The sequence below is a fragment of the Curtobacterium sp. MCPF17_050 genome (genome assembly GCF_003224435.2).
Lineage (GTDB): Bacteria > Actinomycetota > Actinomycetes > Actinomycetales > Microbacteriaceae > Curtobacterium.
Genome location: NZ_CP126250.1, coordinates 1746754 through 1764753, shown reverse-complemented (window position 1 = coordinate 1764753; position 18000 = coordinate 1746754). Strand labels below are relative to the sequence as shown.

General features: G+C 70.2%; 17 protein-coding genes. 9 read left to right on the top strand and 8 right to left on the bottom strand.

What is annotated here, in order from left to right; translation table 11 throughout:
* Positions 1-18: 18 nt before the first annotated feature.
* Complete coding sequence (tkt, locus tag DEJ34_RS08435) at positions 19-2115, bottom strand: transketolase (RefSeq protein WP_110910837.1); 2097 nt, start codon at positions 2113-2115, stop codon at positions 19-21.
* 467 nt (positions 2116-2582) lie between these two features.
* Between tkt and DEJ34_RS08430 the strand changes: the two genes are divergently transcribed.
* A complete protein-coding gene (locus tag DEJ34_RS08430) occupies positions 2583-3482 on the top strand; it encodes a heme o synthase (protein WP_284180725.1) in 900 nt (299 codons plus the stop codon).
* A 585-nt stretch (positions 3483-4067) separates the two neighbouring features.
* Here DEJ34_RS08430 and DEJ34_RS08425 read toward each other — a convergent pair.
* Positions 4068-5033 (bottom strand): COX15/CtaA family protein, encoded by a 966-nt coding sequence (locus DEJ34_RS08425; RefSeq protein WP_110910839.1) that lies wholly within the window; start codon positions 5031-5033, stop codon positions 4068-4070.
* 249 nt (positions 5034-5282) lie between these two features.
* On the opposite strand from DEJ34_RS08425, the gene sufB reads away from it, so the two are divergent.
* Genes sufB through DEJ34_RS08400 form a run of 5 tightly spaced genes read left to right on the top strand, consistent with a single transcriptional unit; the run spans position 5283 to position 9494 of the window.
* On the top strand, positions 5283-6701 hold the full coding sequence (sufB, locus tag DEJ34_RS08420; protein ID WP_110825013.1) for a Fe-S cluster assembly protein SufB: 1419 nt from the start codon (positions 5283-5285) through the stop codon (positions 6699-6701).
* Positions 6702-8009, top strand: coding sequence for a Fe-S cluster assembly protein SufD (gene sufD, locus DEJ34_RS08415; protein ID WP_110910840.1), 1308 nt, complete (start codon positions 6702-6704; stop codon positions 8007-8009).
* The gene (locus tag DEJ34_RS08410; protein WP_110825011.1) at positions 8009-8335 is read left to right on the top strand and encodes a non-heme iron oxygenase ferredoxin subunit; all 327 of its coding nucleotides are present in this window, start codon (positions 8009-8011) and stop codon (positions 8333-8335) included. Before sufD ends, DEJ34_RS08410 begins: the two co-directional genes overlap by 1 nt.
* Before the next feature lie 56 nt (positions 8336-8391).
* Positions 8392-9162, top strand: a complete 771-nt coding sequence (gene sufC, locus DEJ34_RS08405) for a Fe-S cluster assembly ATPase SufC (RefSeq protein ID WP_110825010.1) — start codon at positions 8392-8394, stop codon at positions 9160-9162.
* Between the two features lie 2 nt (positions 9163-9164).
* Entirely contained in the window at positions 9165-9494 is a 330-nt protein-coding gene (locus DEJ34_RS08400) for a metal-sulfur cluster assembly factor (protein ID WP_110825214.1), read from the top strand.
* A gap of 76 nt (positions 9495-9570) precedes the next feature.
* Here DEJ34_RS08400 and DEJ34_RS08395 read toward each other — a convergent pair whose 3' ends face one another.
* Positions 9571-10170 (bottom strand): biotin transporter BioY, encoded by a 600-nt coding sequence (locus tag DEJ34_RS08395; RefSeq protein WP_110910841.1) that lies wholly within the window; start codon positions 10168-10170, stop codon positions 9571-9573.
* Between the two features lie 114 nt (positions 10171-10284).
* On the opposite strand from DEJ34_RS08395, the gene DEJ34_RS08390 reads away from it, so the two are divergent.
* Positions 10285-11883, top strand: coding sequence for an ABC-F family ATP-binding cassette domain-containing protein (locus DEJ34_RS08390; RefSeq protein WP_110825008.1), 1599 nt, complete (start codon positions 10285-10287; stop codon positions 11881-11883).
* A gap of 41 nt (positions 11884-11924) precedes the next feature.
* Here DEJ34_RS08390 and DEJ34_RS08385 read toward each other — a convergent pair whose 3' ends face one another.
* Genes DEJ34_RS08385 through DEJ34_RS08375 form a run of 3 tightly spaced genes read right to left on the bottom strand, consistent with a single transcriptional unit; the run spans position 11925 to position 13680 of the window.
* Complete coding sequence (locus tag DEJ34_RS08385; RefSeq protein WP_110910842.1) at positions 11925-12905, bottom strand: SURF1 family cytochrome oxidase biogenesis protein; 981 nt, start codon at positions 12903-12905, stop codon at positions 11925-11927.
* Positions 12902-13177: a hypothetical protein gene (locus tag DEJ34_RS08380; protein WP_110825213.1), complete on the bottom strand. Its 276-nt coding sequence runs from the start codon at positions 13175-13177 to the stop codon at positions 12902-12904. The genes DEJ34_RS08385 and DEJ34_RS08380 overlap by 4 nt, the downstream gene beginning before the upstream one ends.
* Positions 13177-13680 carry a DUF3099 domain-containing protein gene (locus DEJ34_RS08375; RefSeq protein WP_110891510.1) on the bottom strand — a complete coding sequence of 168 codons (504 nt, stop codon included), beginning with the start codon at positions 13678-13680 and terminating at the stop codon, positions 13177-13179. Before DEJ34_RS08375 ends, DEJ34_RS08380 begins: the two co-directional genes overlap by 1 nt.
* Positions 13681-13845: 165 nt before the next feature.
* Here DEJ34_RS08375 and fabG point away from each other — a divergent pair, with 165 nt between their 5' ends.
* Positions 13846-14559, top strand: coding sequence for a 3-oxoacyl-ACP reductase FabG (gene fabG, locus DEJ34_RS08370; RefSeq protein WP_110825005.1), 714 nt, complete (start codon positions 13846-13848; stop codon positions 14557-14559).
* Positions 14560-14691: 132 nt separating this feature from the next.
* On the opposite strand, the gene serB is transcribed toward fabG, so the two are convergent.
* Both serB and glgC read right to left on the bottom strand, forming a co-directional pair.
* Positions 14692-15330: a phosphoserine phosphatase SerB gene (gene serB, locus DEJ34_RS08365; protein ID WP_110825004.1), complete on the bottom strand. Its 639-nt coding sequence runs from the start codon at positions 15328-15330 to the stop codon at positions 14692-14694.
* Positions 15331-15444: 114 nt separating this feature from the next.
* Entirely contained in the window at positions 15445-16686 is a 1242-nt protein-coding gene (glgC, locus tag DEJ34_RS08360) for a glucose-1-phosphate adenylyltransferase (protein WP_110825003.1), read from the bottom strand.
* Between the two features lie 47 nt (positions 16687-16733).
* On the opposite strand from glgC, the gene glgA reads away from it, so the two are divergent.
* Entirely contained in the window at positions 16734-17930 is a 1197-nt protein-coding gene (glgA, locus tag DEJ34_RS08355) for a glycogen synthase (protein ID WP_110825002.1), read from the top strand.
* The last annotated feature ends 70 nt before the right edge of the window (positions 17931-18000 follow it).

Genomic DNA, 18000 nt, shown 5'->3' with positions numbered 1-18000 from the left:
CGGGCCCGGCCCAGGGGGTCAGGAGGCTGCTGCGATCGATTCCTTGGCCGCCGAGACGACGTGCTCGGTGGTGAAGCCGAACTCCTCGAACAGCTTCTGGTAGTCGGCCGAGGCACCGAAGTGCTCGATCGACACGCTGCGACCGGCGTCACCGACGATGTCGCGCCAGCTCATCGCGATCCCGGCCTCGACCGAGACGCGGGCCTTGACGGCCTTCGGCAGGACCGACTCGCGGTACGCCTCGTCCTGCTCGTGGAACCACTCGAGCGTCGGAGCCGAGACGACGCGGGCGTTGATGCCCTCGCCCTTGAGCTGCTCACGCGCGTCGAGCGCGATCTGCACCTCGGAACCGGTGCCGATGAGGATGACGTCCGGCGTGCCGTTCGGGGCCTCGGCCAGGACGTAGGCGCCCTTGGCGACGTTCTTCGCGGAGGCGAGCGTCTCGCCGGAGGCGTCGCCCTCACCACGCTCGAAGACCGGGAGGTTCTGACGGCTCAGCGCGATGCCGGCCGGGCGGTCCTGGTGCTTGAGCATCTCGAGCCAGGCGTACGCGACCTCGTTGGCGTCAGCGGGGCGGACGACGTCGAGACCCGGGATCGCACGGAGGGCGCTGATCTGCTCGATCGGCTGGTGCGTCGGGCCGTCCTCGCCGAGGGCGATGGAGTCGTGCGTCCAGACGTAGATCGCCGGCGCCTTCATGAGCGCGGCGAGACGGACCGCCGGACGCATGTAGTCACTGAAGATGAGGAACGTGCCGCCGAAGGGACGGGTGTTCCCGTGCAGGACTATGCCGTTGAGGATCGAGCCCATGGCGTGCTCGCGGATGCCGAAGTGCAGGACGCGGCCGAACGGGTCGGTGGTCCAGGTCTTCGTCGTGGCCTCGGCCGGACCGAAGGACTTGCCGTCCTCGATCGTGGTGAGGTTCGACTCGGCCAGGTCGGCTGAACCGCCCCAGAACTCGGGCATGAGCGGCGCGATGGCGTTGATGACCTTGCCCGAGGCGGCACGGGTCGAGACGGCCTTCTCGGAGCTGAAGACCGGCAGTGCGGCCTCGAGGCCTTCCGGGAGCTCCTTCGCCTGGACGCGGTCGAAGAGCGCCTTCTTGTCGGCGTTGGCCGCGGCCCACGCGTCGAAGGACTTCTGCCACTCGGCGTGCTCGGCCTGGCCCTTGGCGATCGCGCCACGGGTGTAGTCGAGGACCTCGGGGTCGACGTCGAAGGTCTTCTCGGGGTCGAAGCCCAGGACCTCCTTGAGGCCCTTGAGCTCGTCGGCGCCGAGTGCGGAGCCGTGGATCTTGCCGGAGTTCTGCTTGGTCGGCGACGGCCAACCGATGATCGTCTTGAGGACGATGAGCGACGGCTTGTCGTGGATCTGCTTCGCGGCCTCGACGGCGGCGTGGAGCGCTTCGGCGTCCTCGCTGTACTCGCCGGTCTTCTTCCAGTCGACGACCTGGACGTGCCAGCCGAGCGCCTCGTAGCGGGCGTGGACGTCCTCGGAGAACGCGATGTCGGTGTCGTCCTCGATCGAGATCTGGTTCGAGTCGTAGAAGGCGATGAGGTTGCCGAGCTGCTGGCGGCCCGCGAGGCTGGCGGCCTCGTTCGTGACGCCCTCCTGCATGTCACCGTCGCCGGCGATCACGTAGGTGTAGTGGTCGAACGGCGACTGGCCGACCGGGGTCTCCGGGTCGAACAGGCCGCGCTCGAAGCGCTGCGCGTAGGCGAAGCCCACGGAGGAGGCGAGGCCCTGGCCGAGCGGGCCGGTCGTGATCTCGACGCCGTCGGTGTGGCCGTACTCCGGGTGGCCCGGGGTCTTCGAGCCCCACTTGCGCAGGTGCTGCAGGTCGTCGAGCTCGAGGCCGTAGCCGTGCAGGTAGAACTGCACGTACTGGAGGATCGAGGCGTGGCCTGCCGAGAGGATGAAGCGGTCGCGGCCGATCCACGTGGAGTCGCTCGGGTCGCGGCGCATCACCTTCTGGAACAGGAGGTGAGCCAGCGGCGCGAGGCTCATCGCGGTGCCGGGGTGACCGTTGCCGGCCGCCTCGACAGAGTCGGCGGCGAGGACGCGGGCCGTGTCGACGGCCTTCCGGTCGATGGCGTCCCAGGTGAATTCAGCCACTTGGATGTTGACCCTTCATTGATGCGACATGTGCGAGGGCTCGTGCCATCGCACGGACATGTTGCCGACCCGGGGCTCCGTCGCGGTGCCGTTGCCGGCAGCCGACCGGCTCGAACGCGGCCGACGTCATCGGGGCACGCTGCGGGAGGGCCTCTCCAGCATAGTGAACCGGCACTCAGAAGGTGTCCAGGCGACCGGCGAGGCTGGATGGTCATCGGGCGGCGGACCGACGACCGGGCGTGTCCGGCCGTCGGGGTAGTGGATGGCGGGATCGGGACGGGCGGCGGCGGGACATCGTCGTGGCGCCGTCGATCGCGTAAACTGTCGGTGAGCCGCGACCATTCCGCGGACACGCATGCCCGGACGCCGACGGTGCCGTCCACCCGAGCGTGCGGACTGCAGCGAAACAGACTGAGGTTCCCTTGCCGACTGCCACCGTGACCAGGCCAGACACCGTTCGTCGGTCGATGCTGTCCCGCAAGGTCCGGGCGTACGTCTCGCTCACCAAGCCGCGCGTCATGGAGTTGCTGCTCGTCACGACCGCACCCACGATGTTCCTCGCGGAACGGGGTGTGCCCGACCTGTGGCTCGTCTTCTGGACGATGCTCGGCGGCGCGATGTCGGCGGGCTCGGCCTCGGCCTTCAACTGCTACATCGACCGCGACATCGACCGGCTGATGAAGCGGACGAGCACCCGCCCGCTGGTGACCGGCGAGCTCTCCGACCGCGAGGCACTGGTCTTCTCGTGGGCACTCGGCATCGCCTCGACGGTGGTCCTCGTCGTCTTCGTGAACTGGCTCGCCGCCGCCCTCAGCATCGCCGCGATCCTCATCTACGTCTTCGTCTACACGCTCTGGCTCAAGCGCCGCACCCCGCAGAACATCGTCTGGGGCGGTTCCGCCGGGTGCATGCCCGTGCTCATCGGCTGGGCCGCCGTCACCGGGTCGCTGACGTGGGCACCGGTCATCCTGTTCATGGTCATCTTCCTCTGGACGCCGCCGCACTACTGGCCGCTGTCGATGAAGTACCGCGACGACTACGACGCCGCCGACGTCCCGATGCTCGCCGTCGTCCGCGGCCGCACGGTCGTCGGGCTCCAGGTCGTGCTGTACGCGTGGGCGACGCTGGTCTGCTCGCTGCTGCTCGTCCCCGTGGCGGCCATGGGCCCGCTGTACACCGTGGTCGCCCTCGCGGCCGGCATCTGGTTCGTCGTCGAGTCGCACCTGCTGTACAACCGGGCGATCCAGCACATGGAGCAGGTGCAGCCGATGCGCGTGTTCCGCAGCTCGATCACCTACCTGACGTTGCTCTTCATCGCCGTGGGCATCGACCCGCTGCTGCCGCAGGTCTTCACCTTCACGATCTGAGGCGCGTCACGACGGCCCCGGTCTCCTCGGAGACCGGGGCCGTCGTGGACCGGCGCCGGCGGGGCGGGGGAAGGACCCTCGAGCTGCACGCAGGTCCGTGCTGCTCTCCACGAGGGAGACGGTGGCACGGTCCGGGTCTGCGGGGCCAGGGGGTGCTGCCCGTTCGCACGCGGTTCGTCCATCCCGGCTCGGTCCGGCCCGGCCAGGCTCGGTCCGGACCCGCGGGTCGGCCCGCGTCCGGCTTCCGTCAGGGTGAGGACAGGAGGCACGCGACGGCCAGGATCACGACCGTCCGGCTCAGGACGGGAGGCACGGGCCGGGCAGGAGCACGCCACCCGTCCGGCTCAGGGCGGGACGCACAGGTCGGCCCGGAGCGTGTCAGCGGTCCGGCTCAGGACGGCAGGCGCGGGTGGGTTCGAGGGTGCCATCGGTCCGGCTCGGGACGGGCGCTGTGCGCCGACGCCGCCGTCCGACTCGGGACGGGAGCCGTCGCTGACACCGGTACGGGCCTCCCGTCCGGCTCGGGGCGCCGGGGTCGTCCCGCGGAGGACGTCCTGCCCGGCGTCGACCGTCAAGCGCCGACCGTCAGGCGCGGACGGCCTGCCGTCCGGCACTCGACCGCGTCGAGAGCACCACGGCGGTCATCGCCGCCACGAGCAGCCCGGCGAGCACCATGTGGGCGCCGACCAGCCCGACCGGGAGCCCGGTCTTCGCCTGGGTGAGCCCGACGGCGATCTGGACGAACTCGACGACGAGGAGCAGGAGGGGAGCCCGGCTCGACATCCGCATCCGCACCGCACCGACGACCAGGACGAGGGTGAGCGCGAACGTCACGTAGGCGGGGATCGCGTGGAGGTGCTGCAGGAGCTCGGTGTCGAAGCCGGTCCGGTGCAGTGCGCCGCCGTCGACGCGCTCGCTCGCCCCGGCGTGCGGTCCGCTGCCGGTCGTGAGGATCCCGACGAGGACCGTCACGGCGACGGCGACCACTGCACCTCGGACGACGCCGGAGTACCACGAGGGGACGATCCGGTCGCGCACCCGCGGGCCGTTGACCGATCGGTAGACCAGTGCGGCGGTGACGCTCGTGAGCACCGCGGAGACGACGAAGTGCAGCCCGACCACGTACGGGTTGAGGTTCGTGATGACCGACACGCCGCCGATCACGGCCTGGACCGGGATCGCTGCGCCCTGGGCGAACGCCAGCCAGAACAGTTCCGGCCGGGTCTTGCGCATGCGGACGACGGCCAGGAACATCGCGATCGCGACGATGACGAGCACGAAGGTCAGCAGACGGTTGCCGAACTCGATGACCCCGTGGATGCCCATCTCCGGCGTCGAGACGAGGGAGTCCGTCGTGCACTTCGGCCAGGTGGGGCACCCGAGACCGGACGCCGTCAGTCGGACGAGTCCGCCCGTGCCGATGAGCACGACCTCGACGACGAACGAGGCCCAGGCGAGGACGACGACGCGGTGGTCCACGGCCCGGGGGAGCGACCACCAGCGGGTCGAGGTCGGGGTGTCCTGCTCGACGGACGGTGCGACGCGAGTCACGAGGGTGGTGCCTTCCTGTTGTTCCGGGCCCTGGACCTGTAGGATTCGAGGGTTCAGCAGCAGTCAAGTCTAGGCAGGCGCCGGCTCCGAAAGGGCCGAGATCGCCGCTCGATGCCAGGACTGCGTGGAAGCATCGACGTTGCGAGGCAGCAACACCCGGTCCGTCGTGTCGGCGGTCCGCGGTGGAATGGTGTCCGACACCACCGGGTTGTACCGGAGACGCTGTTGCGAGAAGGAAACGAGGAGACCATGTCCGACGTGCTCATCGACCGTCCAGAACTCGAAGGGCTCGGCCAGTACGAATTCGGCTGGGCCGACTCCGACGCGGCCGGCGCCTCCGCCCGCCGCGGGCTCTCGGACGAGGTCGTCACCGACATCTCCGAGCGCAAGGGCGAACCGGAGTGGATGCGGGCGAACCGCCTCAAGGCGCTGAAGATCTTCGACCGCAAGCCGATGCCCTCCTGGGGTGCGGACCTGTCGGACATCGACTTCGACAACATCAAGTACTTCGTGAAGTCGACGGAGAACCAGGCCGAGTCGTGGGAGGACCTCCCCGAGGACATCCGGACGACCTACGAGCGTCTGGGCATCCCGGAGGCCGAGCGTCAGCGTCTCGTCGCCGGCGTCGCCGCGCAGTACGAGTCCGAGGTCGTCTACCACCAGATCCGCGAGGACCTGGAGCAGCAGGGTGTCATCTTCATGGACACCGACACGGCGCTGCGTGAGCACCCGGAGCTGTTCCAGGAGTACTTCGGCACCGTGATCCCGTCCGGTGACAACAAGTTCGCCGCGCTGAACACGGCCGTCTGGTCGGGTGGCTCGTTCGTCTACGTCCCGAAGGGCGTCCACGTCGAGATCCCGCTGCAGGCGTACTTCCGCATCAACACGGAGAACATGGGCCAGTTCGAGCGGACGCTGATCATCGCGGACGAGGACTCCTACATCCACTACATCGAGGGCTGCACCGCCCCGATCTACAAGTCGGACTCCCTGCACTCCGCCGTCGTCGAGATCATCGTGAAGAAGAACGCACGCGTGCGCTACACGACGATCCAGAACTGGTCGAACAACGTCTACAACCTCGTGACGAAGCGTGCGATCGCGCACGAGGGCGCCACCATGGAGTGGATCGACGGCAACATCGGCTCGAAGGTGACGATGAAGTACCCGTCGATCTACCTGGCCGGCGAGCACGCCAAGGGCGAGACCCTCTCGGTCGCCTTCGCGGGCCCGGGTCAGCACCAGGACGCCGGCGCGAAGATGATCCACATGGCGCCGTACACGACGTCGTCGATCGTCTCGAAGTCGATCGCCCGTGGTGGCGGTCGTGCCGGGTACCGCGGCGAGGTCCGCGTGGACCCTGCGGCACACCACTCGGCGAACACCGTCCGCTGTGACGCGCTGCTCGTGGACACGGTCTCGCGCAGCGACACGTACCCGGCGATCGACATCCGCGTGGACGACGTGCAGCTCGGACACGAGGCAACGGTCTCCCGCGTCAGCGAGGAGCAGCTGTTCTACCTCATGTCGCGTGGCATGCCCGAGGACGAGGCCATGGCGATGATCGTGCGCGGGTTCATCGAGCCGATCGCTCGCGAGCTCCCGATGGAGTACGCACTCGAACTCAACAAGCTCATCGAGATGAGCATGGAAGGATCCGTCGGCTAGATGTCCAGCTCCACCCCTCCTCCCCACATCGACCAGCCGACGGAGCCCGCGAGCACGCTCACGTCGGGCGGTACGGACCAGCACGGCGCCCGGGCGCACTCCGACGGCGGCTGGGACACCAAGGTGCCCGTGCAGACGCGTTCCGAGCGGTTCCGCTCGGGCGACGTCGGTGCCTTCCCCGCCGTGACCGGCCGAGAGGTCAACTGGAAGTTCGCGCCGCTCGACAAGATCCGGCCGCTCCTCGAGAGCACGCTGGACGGCTCGGCGTACCCCTTCCTCGCGACCCAGTCCGCCGGCGCCGACGTCGAGTGGGCTCGCAGCGACGACCCGCGCGTCGGTGGTGCCGGACTGCCGGAGGACCGGGCGGCCGCCGCTGCCTGGAGCGCCCGTGACGCCGTCCTCACGATCACCGTGAAGGCGACCGGCGAGCACGAGTCCATGACCGTGACGCGGTCGGACTTCGGGACGCACGCGCGTGCCGCGCACACCGTGATCACGGCCGAGCAGCACGCCGAGGGCATCGTCGTGATCGACAACCGTGGGTCCGCGCTCCTCAGCGAGAACCTCGAGATCGTGGTCCGGGACGGCGCACGACTGACCGTCGTCACCGTGCAGGACTGGGACGACGACGCCGTGCACGTGTCGACCCACTTCGCCGAGGTCGGCCGCGATGCGTTCCTCAAGCACGTGGTGGTCTCGCTCGGCGGCGACGTCGTCCGCGTCAACCCGTCGACGCACCTCGGTGCGCAGGGTGCCGACGCGGAGATGTACGGGGTGTACTTCGCGGACGCCGGGCAGTACATCGAGCAGCAGGTGTACGTCGACCACGACGCACCGAACACCCGCAGCCGCGTCAACTACAAGGGCGCGTTGCAGGGCGCCGGCGCGCACACGGTGTGGATCGGGGACGTCCTGATCGGGCGGACCGCTCCGGGCACCGACTCGTACGAGCAGAACCGGAACCTCGTGCTCACCGACGGCACCCGCGCGGACAGCATCCCGAACCTCGAGATCGAGACCGGGGACATCGAGGGTGCCGGGCACGCCAGCGCCACCGGCCGCTTCGACGACGAGCAGCTCTTCTACCTGCAGGCCCGCGGCATCCCCGAGGAGGAGGCACGGCGTCTCGTCGTCCTCGGCTTCCTCGTCGAGGTCATCCAGAAGATCGGCGCGCCCGCGCTCGAGGAACGCCTGGTCGCCGCGGTCGAGCAGGAGCTCGCCGAGGGTCGGACGGTCCTCGCCGGGCCCGCCGCGGACCTGGTCGGCGCCCAGTCGACCGGTGCCGGGACGACCGGGGCCGACGCCTGATGGCCGAGAAGGTCTGCGCCGAGGGCGACATCGCCGTCGACAGCCCCATGCGGGTCGTGGTCGACGGCACGGCGGTCGCGATCGTCAAGGACTCCGCCGGGACCGTGCACGCCATCGGCGACACCTGCACCCACGGGGAGATCTCGCTGTCCGAGGGCTTCGTCGAGGACGACTCGCTCGAGTGCTGGGCGCACGGCTCGCAGTTCTCCCTGACGACCGGCAAGCCGAAGAACTTCCCGGCGTACGAGCCGGTCCCGGTCTTCCGGGTCGAGGTCCGGGACGGCGACGTCTACGTCGACGTCCACGACCCGGTCCCGGTCGACTGACCCGTCCACTTCTTCCGCGGCTGACGCCGCACCACAGCCACGACCGAAGGAACGCAATGTCCACTCTCGAAATCCGCGACCTGCAGGTCTCGATCGACACCGACCAGGGCACCAAGGAGATCCTCAAGGGCGTCGACCTGACGATCAACGAGGGCGAGATCCACGCGATCATGGGTCCGAACGGCTCCGGCAAGTCGACCCTCGCCTACACGATCGCCGGGCACCCGCGCTACCACGTGACCGGTGGATCGATCACGCTCGACGGGCAGGACGTCCTCGCGATGAGCGTCGACGAGCGCGCGCGAGCGGGCATGTTCCTCGCCATGCAGTACCCGGTGGAGATCCCCGGCGTCACGGTGTCGAACTTCCTCCGCACGGCGAAGACCGCGATCGACGGCGAGGCGCCCGCGCTCCGCGGGTGGGTCAAGGACCTCCGCTCGTCGATGGCCGACCTCAAGATGGACCCGTCCTTCGCGGAGCGCAACGTCAACGAGGGCTTCTCCGGTGGTGAGAAGAAGCGTCACGAGATCATGCAGCTCGAACTCCTCAAGCCGAAGTTCGCCGTGCTCGACGAGACCGACTCCGGCCTCGACGTCGACGCCCTGAAGATCGTGTCGGAGGGCGTCAACCGCGCCAAGGCCGCGACCGGGCTCGGCGTGCTGCTCATCACCCACTACACGCGCATCCTCCGCTACATCACGCCGGACTTCGTGCACGTGTTCGTCGCGGGCAAGGTCGCGGAGCAGGGCGGTCCGGAGCTGGCCGAGCGTCTCGAGAACGAGGGCTACGACCGCTACGTGCAGGCCGCTGCGGCCACGGCGGAGTGACGATGATCACGACACTCGCCCCCGAGAAGTTCGACGAGGTCGTCGAGGGCCTGAAGGAGGTCCAGGACCCGGAGCTCGGCGTGAACATCGTCGACCTCGGGCTCATCTACGACCTCGCCTGGGACGACGAAGCGAGCGCCCTCATCATCAGCATGACGCTGACGAGTGCGGGGTGCCCGTTGACCGACGTCATCGAGAACGACACGGCCAACGCCCTCGACGGCATCGTCGACGCCTTCCGGATCAACTGGGTCTGGATGCCGCCGTGGGGTCCGGAGCGGATCACCGACGACGGTCGCGAGATGATGCGCGCGCTCGGTTTCTCGATCTAGCCGACCAGCACGCACGACAGGAGGCCCGGTACCGACTGGTACCGGGCCTCCTGTCCGCACGTGGTCCGGAGCGCGATCAGCGGCGGCCGAGCGCCTTCCAGGCGAGGGGCAGCAGGCCTGCGGCGATGAGCGCCTTCGCGATGCCGCCGACGATGAAGGGGTAGAGCCCCGCCGCGAGGACGGACTGCAGGTCGTTCGGAGCACCGAGGGCGCCGAGGGCCACCGCGAGGTAGGGCAGGCCGGTGACGAAGGGGATCGCACTCGCGAGCAGCATGGCCGCCGCGGCGCGACCGACCCGGCGGTCCCAGTTGCGGCGCGCGAGCCACCCGATGAGGCCGGCCGCGGGGATGAAGCCGATGACGTACCCGAAGCTCGGCAGGGTGAGGGCCTGCAGGCCGCCCTGGGCATCGGCGAAGAACGGCGCACCGGCGAGCCCGGCGATCGCGTAGACGAGCATCGAGAGCACACCGCGGCGGGCTCCGAGGGTCGCACCGACGAGGACGACGGCCAGGGTCTGCCCCGTGACGGGGACCGGCCACATCGGCACCTCGACCTGCGCGAGCGCGGCGGTGAACAGCGCGCCGCCCGCGACGAGCGCGGCGTCGGTGGCGAGGCCGTGCGTGCGCAGACGGTCTGCGAGGACTGCGCGGGGAGCGAACCCGGTGGCGTTCGTCATGGATTCTCCTAGAATGGACTGCTGGTCCGTTTCGGACCATCGGTCCCGTCAGCGTAGCGGTGCACCTCCCGCACACACCGTTGTGCACATCCACCAACTGATTGGACGACCTCTGTGCTTGCCGTGCACGACCTCGAGATCCGCGTCGGGGCTCGCCTCCTGATGGAGAACGTGTCCTTCCGCGTCGAGCGGGGGGACAAGATCGGCCTCGTCGGCCGCAACGGCGCCGGCAAGACCACGATGACCAAGGCGCTGGCGGGGGAGACCGCCCCGACCGACGGCAAGATCGACCGCTCCGGCGAGATCGGCTACCTGCCGCAGGACCCTCGGTCCGGCAACCCGGAGGACACGGCGCGGAAGCGTATCCTCGATGCCCGCGGTCTCGGCGAGCTCGTCGACGGGATCCGCAAGGCGACGATCGACATGGCCAGTGAGGACGCGGCGGTCGCCGAGAAGGCGATGAAGCGCTACTCGCGACTCGACGACGAGTTCAACGCCCTGGGCGGGTACGCAGCCGAGGCGGAAGCGGCGTCGATCGCCTCGAACCTGAAGCTGCCGGACCGCATCCTCGACCAGCAGCTGAAGACGCTGTCCGGTGGGCAGCGCCGCCGCATCGAGCTCGCGCGCATCCTGTTCTCCGACGCGGACACGATGATCCTCGACGAGCCGACCAACCACCTCGACGCGGACTCGGTCGTCTGGCTGCGTGAGCACCTCAAGACCTACCCCGGCGGCGTCATCGTCATCTCGCACGACGTCGAGCTCGTCGAAGAGGTCGTCAACCGCGTGTTCTACCTGGACGCCAACCGCCAGACCATCGACATCTACAACATGGGCTGGAAGCTGTACCAGCGGCAGCGCGTCGCCGACGAGGAGCGTCGCCGCAAGGAGCGCGCCGGTGCCGAGAAGAAGGCAGCGACGCTCAAGGACCAGGCCGCCCGCTTCGGTGCGAAGGCGTCGAAGGCGGCGGCAGCGCACCAGATGGTCGCTCGTGCCGAGAAGCTGCTCGCCGGTCTCGAGGACGAGCGCGTCGCAGACCGGGTGGCCAAGATCCGGTTCCCCACGCCGGCTCCGTGCGGCCGGACGCCGCTGATGGCCGAGGGGCTGTCGAAGTCCTACGGGTCGCTGGAGATCTTCGCGGGTGTCGACCTGGCGATCGACCGCGGTTCGCGCGTGGTCATCCTGGGCTTCAACGGCGCCGGCAAGACCACCCTCCTGCGCATCCTGGCCGGCGCGGACCAGCCGGACACGGGGCAGATCCAGCCCGGCCACGGCCTGCGCATCGGCTACTACGCCCAGGAGCACGAGAACATCGACGTCAACCGCACGGTGATCGAGAACATGGTCTCCGCGTCGACCGACCTCAACGAGACCGAGGCCCGTCGGGTGCTCGGCTCGTTCCTGTTCACGGGTGACGACGGCTACAAGAAGGCCGGCGTGCTCTCCGGCGGCGAGAAGACCCGCCTGTCGCTCGCGATGATCGTGGTCTCGGGCGCGAACGTGCTGCTGCTCGACGAGCCGACGAACAACCTCGACCCGGCGTCGCGCGAGGAGATCCTGGGTGCCCTGGCCGGCTTCGAGGGCGCCGTCGTCCTCGTGTCGCACGACGCCGGCGCGGTGGAGGCGCTCAACCCGGAGCGTGTCCTGCTGCTCCCGGACGGCACCGAGGACCACTGGAACAAGGAGTACGCGGAGCTCATCGAGCTCGCGTAGTGGCGCGGCGGATGCGCGGCCGAGCGCGGTGACCGGCCGGCTCAGCGCCGCGACTCGAGGAGCTCGTCCTCGATCTCGGCGTCCGACTTCGGCTTCGTCTCCTTGCGACGCTGCCGGTCGAGCGCGCGTTCCCGCTCCTCGGGGTCGTCCTGGTTGAGGTTCCGGTACTCCTGCAGCATGACGTAGCCGAGGAAGCCGAACCCGCCGACCGCGAACAGGAACCACTGGATGAAGTAGCTGAAGTGCAGGCCGGTGTCGGCGCTCGGGCGTTCCCACCCGAGCGGTCGGGCCTCGGCCGGCGCCGGGGACTCGCTGTCGAGCTGCCCGTAGGCACCGGTCCAGATGGGGTGTCCCGCCTTGTCCGCGACGTCGGCGAGCGTGACCGACTGCACCTGGTCGGAGCCAGCCGGGTCGCTGCGGCCGGGGATGCGTGGCTCGGACTCCTGCAACCGCACGACGACGCTCACGGTCCCGCTCGGCGGAGCGGGAACGTCGTCCGGGCTGTCCTGGCGGTTCCCCGTCGGCACCCAGCCGCGGTCCACGACGAACGCCCGGCCGTCGGCGGTGACGAGCGGGGTGAGCACCTCGAACCCGGGCTGACCGTTGTGCACCCGGTTCCGGACGAGCATCTGGTGGTCGGTGTCGTACCGGCCGGTGACGCTGACCCGGAGCCAGGTGAGGTCCTCGCGCCACGTGTCGGCGCGGGGGAGGACGTCGTCGAGGGGGACCGGAGCGTGGTCGTAGTTCGCGGCGATCTGGGCGTTCTGTCGGACCGCCTCGTTCCGACGGTCCCACTGCCACATGCCGAACAGGGCGCACACGACCGCGAAGGCGACGGCGATCGCGAAGTACCCGAGCCACCGGCGGCTCCGGACGAAGCGCCACCCGACGAACGGCTCGCCCGGTGTCCCGGTGTCGTCGCTGTGGTCGTCCGTGTCCGCGGCGGGACGCGCGGCGGCCCGGCGGAGCCGCTCTGCATGGCGGCGACCGTACCGGGATCCGGGGTCGAAGCCGTCCGTCATCGCCCGTCACCCGCGGCGCGGGCCGCGGTGTCGTCGAGGTCGTCCACGTCCTCGTCGATGCCGGTCACCCGCACGGGGAAGGACCGGGACCGGAGGTAGTCCGCGAGGAAGCCGCGGTGTTCGTCACACGCCGCCCAGATCTTCACCCGGTCGGCAGCGTGGATGCGCGGGTTGCGCCAGTTCACACGCCAGGCCGCCGTCGACGAGCACCCGGCCCGCGAGCAGACCGGCGTCGCCCCGGGCTCGGTGAACAGGTCGAACGTCGCTCCCATCAGCGGCGGCCGCCGTTGCGCGTCGGCCACACCCGTGACCGGTCGCCGTTGCGCTGCCAGTCCTCCTGCGCGCGCTGCGCGGCGTCGCGGAGCCGCTCCTGCTCGGAACGGTACGCCTGGGCGCGGGCTTCTTCCTGCTCGTCGCGGAGGCGGGTGTCAGCGGCGTACAGCTCGACCGCTCCGCCGGGGCGGACGACGTCGCCGCCGGTCCGGTTGCCGGCGTTCGCGAGGACGACGGCCACCCAGGGCACGATCGCTGCCGCGACGATGGGCACGACCGCGATCCAGCTGTGCCAGGCGCTCCAGATGAGCACCGCCGCCACGAAGCAGACGACGCGGAACGCCATCTGCCAGACGTAGCGGGAGAGCCGGTGGGCGCGGTCGATCTCCGGGTTGTCGGGGAGGGTCGTGACGTTCTGCGCGGCCGTCGGGCGCGCGGTGACGTGCTCCGGGGTCGTGCGCTGGAGCTGGATGCGCTGCGTGCTCTGCGTCTTGCGGTTCATGCGGTGGGGTCTCCGTCTGCCGGCCTCCAGTTTACGCCCGGGGTACGACAACGGCGGGCCCGTGCGGGGACCGGCCGTTCGCCCGGAGCGCACCGCTAGGCTCGTGCGGGCGTGTCCGGGCCCGGCGTCCGCGACCGCCATCGACCACCAGCGAACGGAGCGCCCATGACCACCCCCCGTACCGTCCTCATCACCGGCGGCAACCGCGGCATCGGCCACGCGCTCGCGGTCCGGTTCGTCGCCGCGGGGCACCGCGTCGCGGTCACGTCGCGGAACGGCCAGGGCGGCCCCGAGGGTGCGCTCACCGTGCAGGCGGACATCACCGACACCGCATCGGTCGACCGGGCCTTCACCGAGGTCGAGGCCGCGCTCGGCCCGGTCGAGGTGCTCGTCGCGAACGCCGGCATCACGAACGACCAGCTCCTGCTCCGCATGTCGGAGGAGGACTTCACGAGCGTGGTCGACACGAACCTCACCGGGACCTTCCGCGTGGTCAAGCGCGCGACGAAGGGGATGATGAAGGCGAAGTTCGGCCGGATCGTCCTCATGTCGAGCGTCGTCGGCGCCTACGGTCAGATCGGGCAGGTCAACTACGCGTCGTCGAAGGCCGCCCTGGTCGGCATGGCCCGCTCCATCACGCGCGAGCTCGGGTCACGCGGCATCACCGCGAACGTCGTCGCTCCCGGGTTCATCCAGACGGACATGACCGCTGCCCTCTCGGAGGAGCTGCAGGCCGAGTTCAAGAAGGCGATCCCGGCCGCGCGCTACGGCAGCGTGGACGACGTCGCGGACGCGACGCTGTTCCTGGCCGGCGACGGTGCCGGCTACATCTCGGGCGCGGTCATCCCGGTCGACGGCGGCCTCGGCATGGGCCACTGACGGGCTGCGCCTCCGGGTCCGTCCCTGGCTGCGGCTCCGGGTCCATCCCGGGCAGCGCCTGTGGCCGCCCGTCCGGCTGACCGGTGGTCGGCGCAGGCAGCGCGCCGCGCGGCGACGCCCCGGTGGCTGGCCTCAGCCGCGCAGGCCGAGCGCCGCGAGGACGACTGACAGGTCGCGGTCGACCACGGCCACGTCGGCCTCGGCGCGGACCCGGGGCTTCGCGTCGAACGCGACGGCGAGCCCCGCGACGGCCATCATCCCGAGGTCGTTCGCGCCGTCGCCCACCGCCACCGTGCGTGCCGGGTCGACCCCGTCCGCCGCGCCCCAGGCGAGCAGCGAGTCCGCCTTCGCCCGTGCGTCGACGACGGCCCCGAGCACCTGGCCGGTCAGCACGCCGTCGCGCACCTCGAGGCGGTTCGCCCGGCAGTGGTCCAGCCCGAGTGCGTCGGCGAACGGGTCGAGGACCTCGTGGAACCCGCCCGACACGACGCCGACCGTCCCACCGGCGGCGTGGACGCCCTCGACGAGCTCGCGCGCACCGTCCGTGACCCGGACGGCCTGCTGCGCCTCGGCGAACACCCCGACCGGGAGGCCCGCCAGCGTCGCGACCCGCTCCCGGAGGCTCGCCGCGAAGTCGATCTCGCCGCGCATGGCCCGCTCCGTGACAGCCTGGACACGTGGCCGGGTCCCGGCGGCGTCGGCGAGGAGTTCGATGACCTCGTCCTCGAGCAGGGTGGAGTCGGCATCGAGGACGACGAGGAAGCGCGGCACCCGACCACGCTACCGGGACGCCCGGTCGTGTGACGGTGGCCGGCGTCACGGCCGACGACGAGGACCCCGCCACCCGGAGCGGGCGACGGGGTCCTCGTCGGGTCGGACGGTGGCTCAGGCCTCGACGCGGACGCCCTTGCCGACGACGGTGATCCCGGAGTCGGTCACGGTGAACCCGCGGGCCTCGTCGGCCTCGCGGTCGAGACCAACCGAGGCACCGGGGGCGAGGACGACGTCCTTGTCGAGGATCGCGCGGTTCACCACGGCACCCGCCCCGATGGTCGCCCGTTCGAAGACGATCGAGTCGAGGACCCGCGCCTGCGAGTCGATGGTCGCCCACGGGCCGATGACGCTGCGTTCGACCTGGGCGCCGGAGAGCAGGCACCCGAGGGAGACGATCGAGTCGACCGTCGCGCCGGTGTTGCCGTTCGCGTCGCGCACGAACTTGGCCGGGGGCAGGTTCGTCTGCTGGTTGAAGATCGGCCAGTCCTGGTTGTACAGGTTGAAGACGGGCACGGGTGCGATGAGGTCCATGTGCGCGTCGAAGAACGAGTCGATCGTGCCCACGTCCCGCCAGTAGTACTTGTCGCGATCGTTCGACCCGGGCACCTCGTTGCGCTGCAGGTCGTAGACGCCGGCGTCGCCGCGCGCGACGAAGTCCGGGATGATGTCGCCACCCATGTCGTGGTTCGACGTCTCGATCTGGCCGTCCCGCAGGACCGCGTCGACGAGGGCGTCGGCGTCGAACACGTAGTTGCCCATCGACGCGAGCACCTCGCCCGGGGAGTCCGGCAGGCCGGTGGCGTCCTTCGGCTTCTCGAGGAAGGCCTCGATGCGGGTCGGGTCCGCGTCGTCGACCTTGATGACGCCGAACTGGTCGGCGAGCTCGATCGGCTGCCGGATCGCGGCGACGGTGGCGCTGCGACCGGAGGCGATGTGGGCCTCCACCATCTGTGAGAAGTCCATCCGGTACACGTGGTCGGCGCCGACCACGACGACGATGTCGGGCCGCTCGTCGCGCATCAGGTTGAGGGACTGCAGGATCGCGTCGGCCGAGCCGGCGAACCAGCGCTTGCCGAGCCGCTGCTGCGCGGGGACCGAGGCCACGTAGGAGCCGAGCAGCCCCTCCATGCGCCAGGTCTGCGAGACGTGCCGGTCCAGTGAGTGCGACTTGTACTGCGTCAGGACGACGATGCGCTGGAGCCCGGAGTTGACCAGGTTCGACAGCGCGAAGTCCACGAGGCGGAAGTTCCCACCGAACGGCACGGCCGGCTTCGCACGGTCCGCGGTGAGCGGCATGAGTCGTTTGCCCTCGCCACCGGCGAGGACGATGCCGAATACCTTCTTCGTTGCCATGTCGTTCACAGTAGGCGTCAGCACTGGGAAACCGTTACCGTGAACGCGTGCGAGTCGATCTACTGACCAGGGAGTATCCGCCAGAGGTGTACGGCGGAGCCGGTGTCCACGTTGCCCAGCTGACCGCGGCGCTGCGGTCCGGGACGGACACCGACGTCCGTGTCCGGGCGTTCGGCGGGTTCCGCGACGAGGAGGGCGTGTGGGCGTACCGCACCCCTGCAGGGCTCGAACAGGCGAACGGCGCGCTCCAGGCGCTCGGCACCGACGTGCAGATCGCGGCGGACGTCGAGGGTGCCGACCTCGTGCACTCCCACACCTGGTACGCGAACTCCGCGGGCCGGTTGGCGCAGTTGACGCACGGCATCCCGCACGTCGTGACCGCGCACAGCCTGGAGCCGCTCCGACCGTGGAAGGCCGAGCAGCTCGGCGGCGGGTACCGCCTGTCGAGCTGGATGGAGCGCGAGGCGTTCACGAACGCCGACGGCGTCGTCGCGGTGTCGAAGGCGATGCGCGCGGACATCCTCCGCTCGTACCCGTCGATCGACCCGGACCGCGTCAAGGTCGTCTACAACGGCATCGACATCGACGACTGGAAGCCCGAACGCGACGACGACGCCGTCCGCGCGCTCGGCATCGACCCGGACCGCCCGAGCGTCGTCTTCGTCGGCCGCATCACCCGGCAGAAGGGCCTGCCGTACCTGCTCCGCGCGGTGGCCTCGCTGCCCGAGGACGTCCAGGTCGTGCTCTGTGCCGGCGCGCCCGACACACCCGAGATCCTCGCCGAGGTCACCGGACTCGTCGAGGACCTCCGGACCCGTCGCAGCGGCGTCGTCTGGATCGACCGGATGCTCGAGCACCGCGAGATCGTGCACGTGCTGTCGAGCGCGACGGTGTTCGTCTGCCCGTCGATCTACGAACCGCTCGGGATCGTCAACCTCGAGGCCATGGCATGCGGCATCCCCGTCGTCGGCACGAAGACCGGCGGGATCCCCGAGGTCGTCGCCGACGGGCTGACCGGTCGGATCGTGCCGATCGACCAGGCGACCGACGGCACCGGCACCCCGACCGACCCGGATCGGTACGTCGCCGACCTCGCCGCGACCCTCAACGAGGTGCTCGGCGACCTCGGGCTCGCGAAGCTCATGGGCCGCGCCGGTCGCCTGCGGGTCGAGAGCGAGTTCACCTGGGGCGCCATCGCCACGAAGACGCGCGCGGTCTACGACCAGGTCCTCGCCGGTCGCTGACGCGCCGGCCTGGAGGCCCGGTGCCGGTCCCCGTGACCGGCACCGGGCCTCCCGTCCGTCGCGGCTCCTG

Bases quoted from the DNA above. Each gene is read 5' to 3' on its own strand.
- DEJ34_RS08410 (WP_110825011.1), top strand. From the start codon at position 8,009: ATGGCCGAGAAGGTCTGCGCCGAGGGCGACATCGCCGTCGACAGCCCC.
- DEJ34_RS08385 (WP_110910842.1), bottom strand. From the start codon at position 12,905: ATGACGGACGGCTTCGACCCCGGATCCCGGTACGGTCGCCGCCATGCA.
- sufB (WP_110825013.1), top strand. From the start codon at position 5,283: ATGTCCGACGTGCTCATCGACCGTCCAGAACTCGAAGGGCTCGGCCAG.
- fabG (WP_110825005.1), top strand. From the start codon at position 13,846: ATGACCACCCCCCGTACCGTCCTCATCACCGGCGGCAACCGCGGCATC.
- glgC (WP_110825003.1), bottom strand. From the start codon at position 16,686: ATGGCAACGAAGAAGGTATTCGGCATCGTCCTCGCCGGTGGCGAGGGC.
- sufD (WP_110910840.1), top strand. From the start codon at position 6,702: ATGTCCAGCTCCACCCCTCCTCCCCACATCGACCAGCCGACGGAGCCC.
- DEJ34_RS08430 (WP_284180725.1), top strand. From the start codon at position 2,583: ATGCTGTCCCGCAAGGTCCGGGCGTACGTCTCGCTCACCAAGCCGCGC.
- DEJ34_RS08380 (WP_110825213.1), bottom strand. From the start codon at position 13,177: ATGGGAGCGACGTTCGACCTGTTCACCGAGCCCGGGGCGACGCCGGTC.
- DEJ34_RS08375 (WP_110891510.1), bottom strand. From the start codon at position 13,680: ATGAACCGCAAGACGCAGAGCACGCAGCGCATCCAGCTCCAGCGCACG.
- sufC (WP_110825010.1), top strand. From the start codon at position 8,392: ATGTCCACTCTCGAAATCCGCGACCTGCAGGTCTCGATCGACACCGAC.
- DEJ34_RS08400 (WP_110825214.1), top strand. From the start codon at position 9,165: ATGATCACGACACTCGCCCCCGAGAAGTTCGACGAGGTCGTCGAGGGC.
- DEJ34_RS08395 (WP_110910841.1), bottom strand. From the start codon at position 10,170: ATGACGAACGCCACCGGGTTCGCTCCCCGCGCAGTCCTCGCAGACCGT.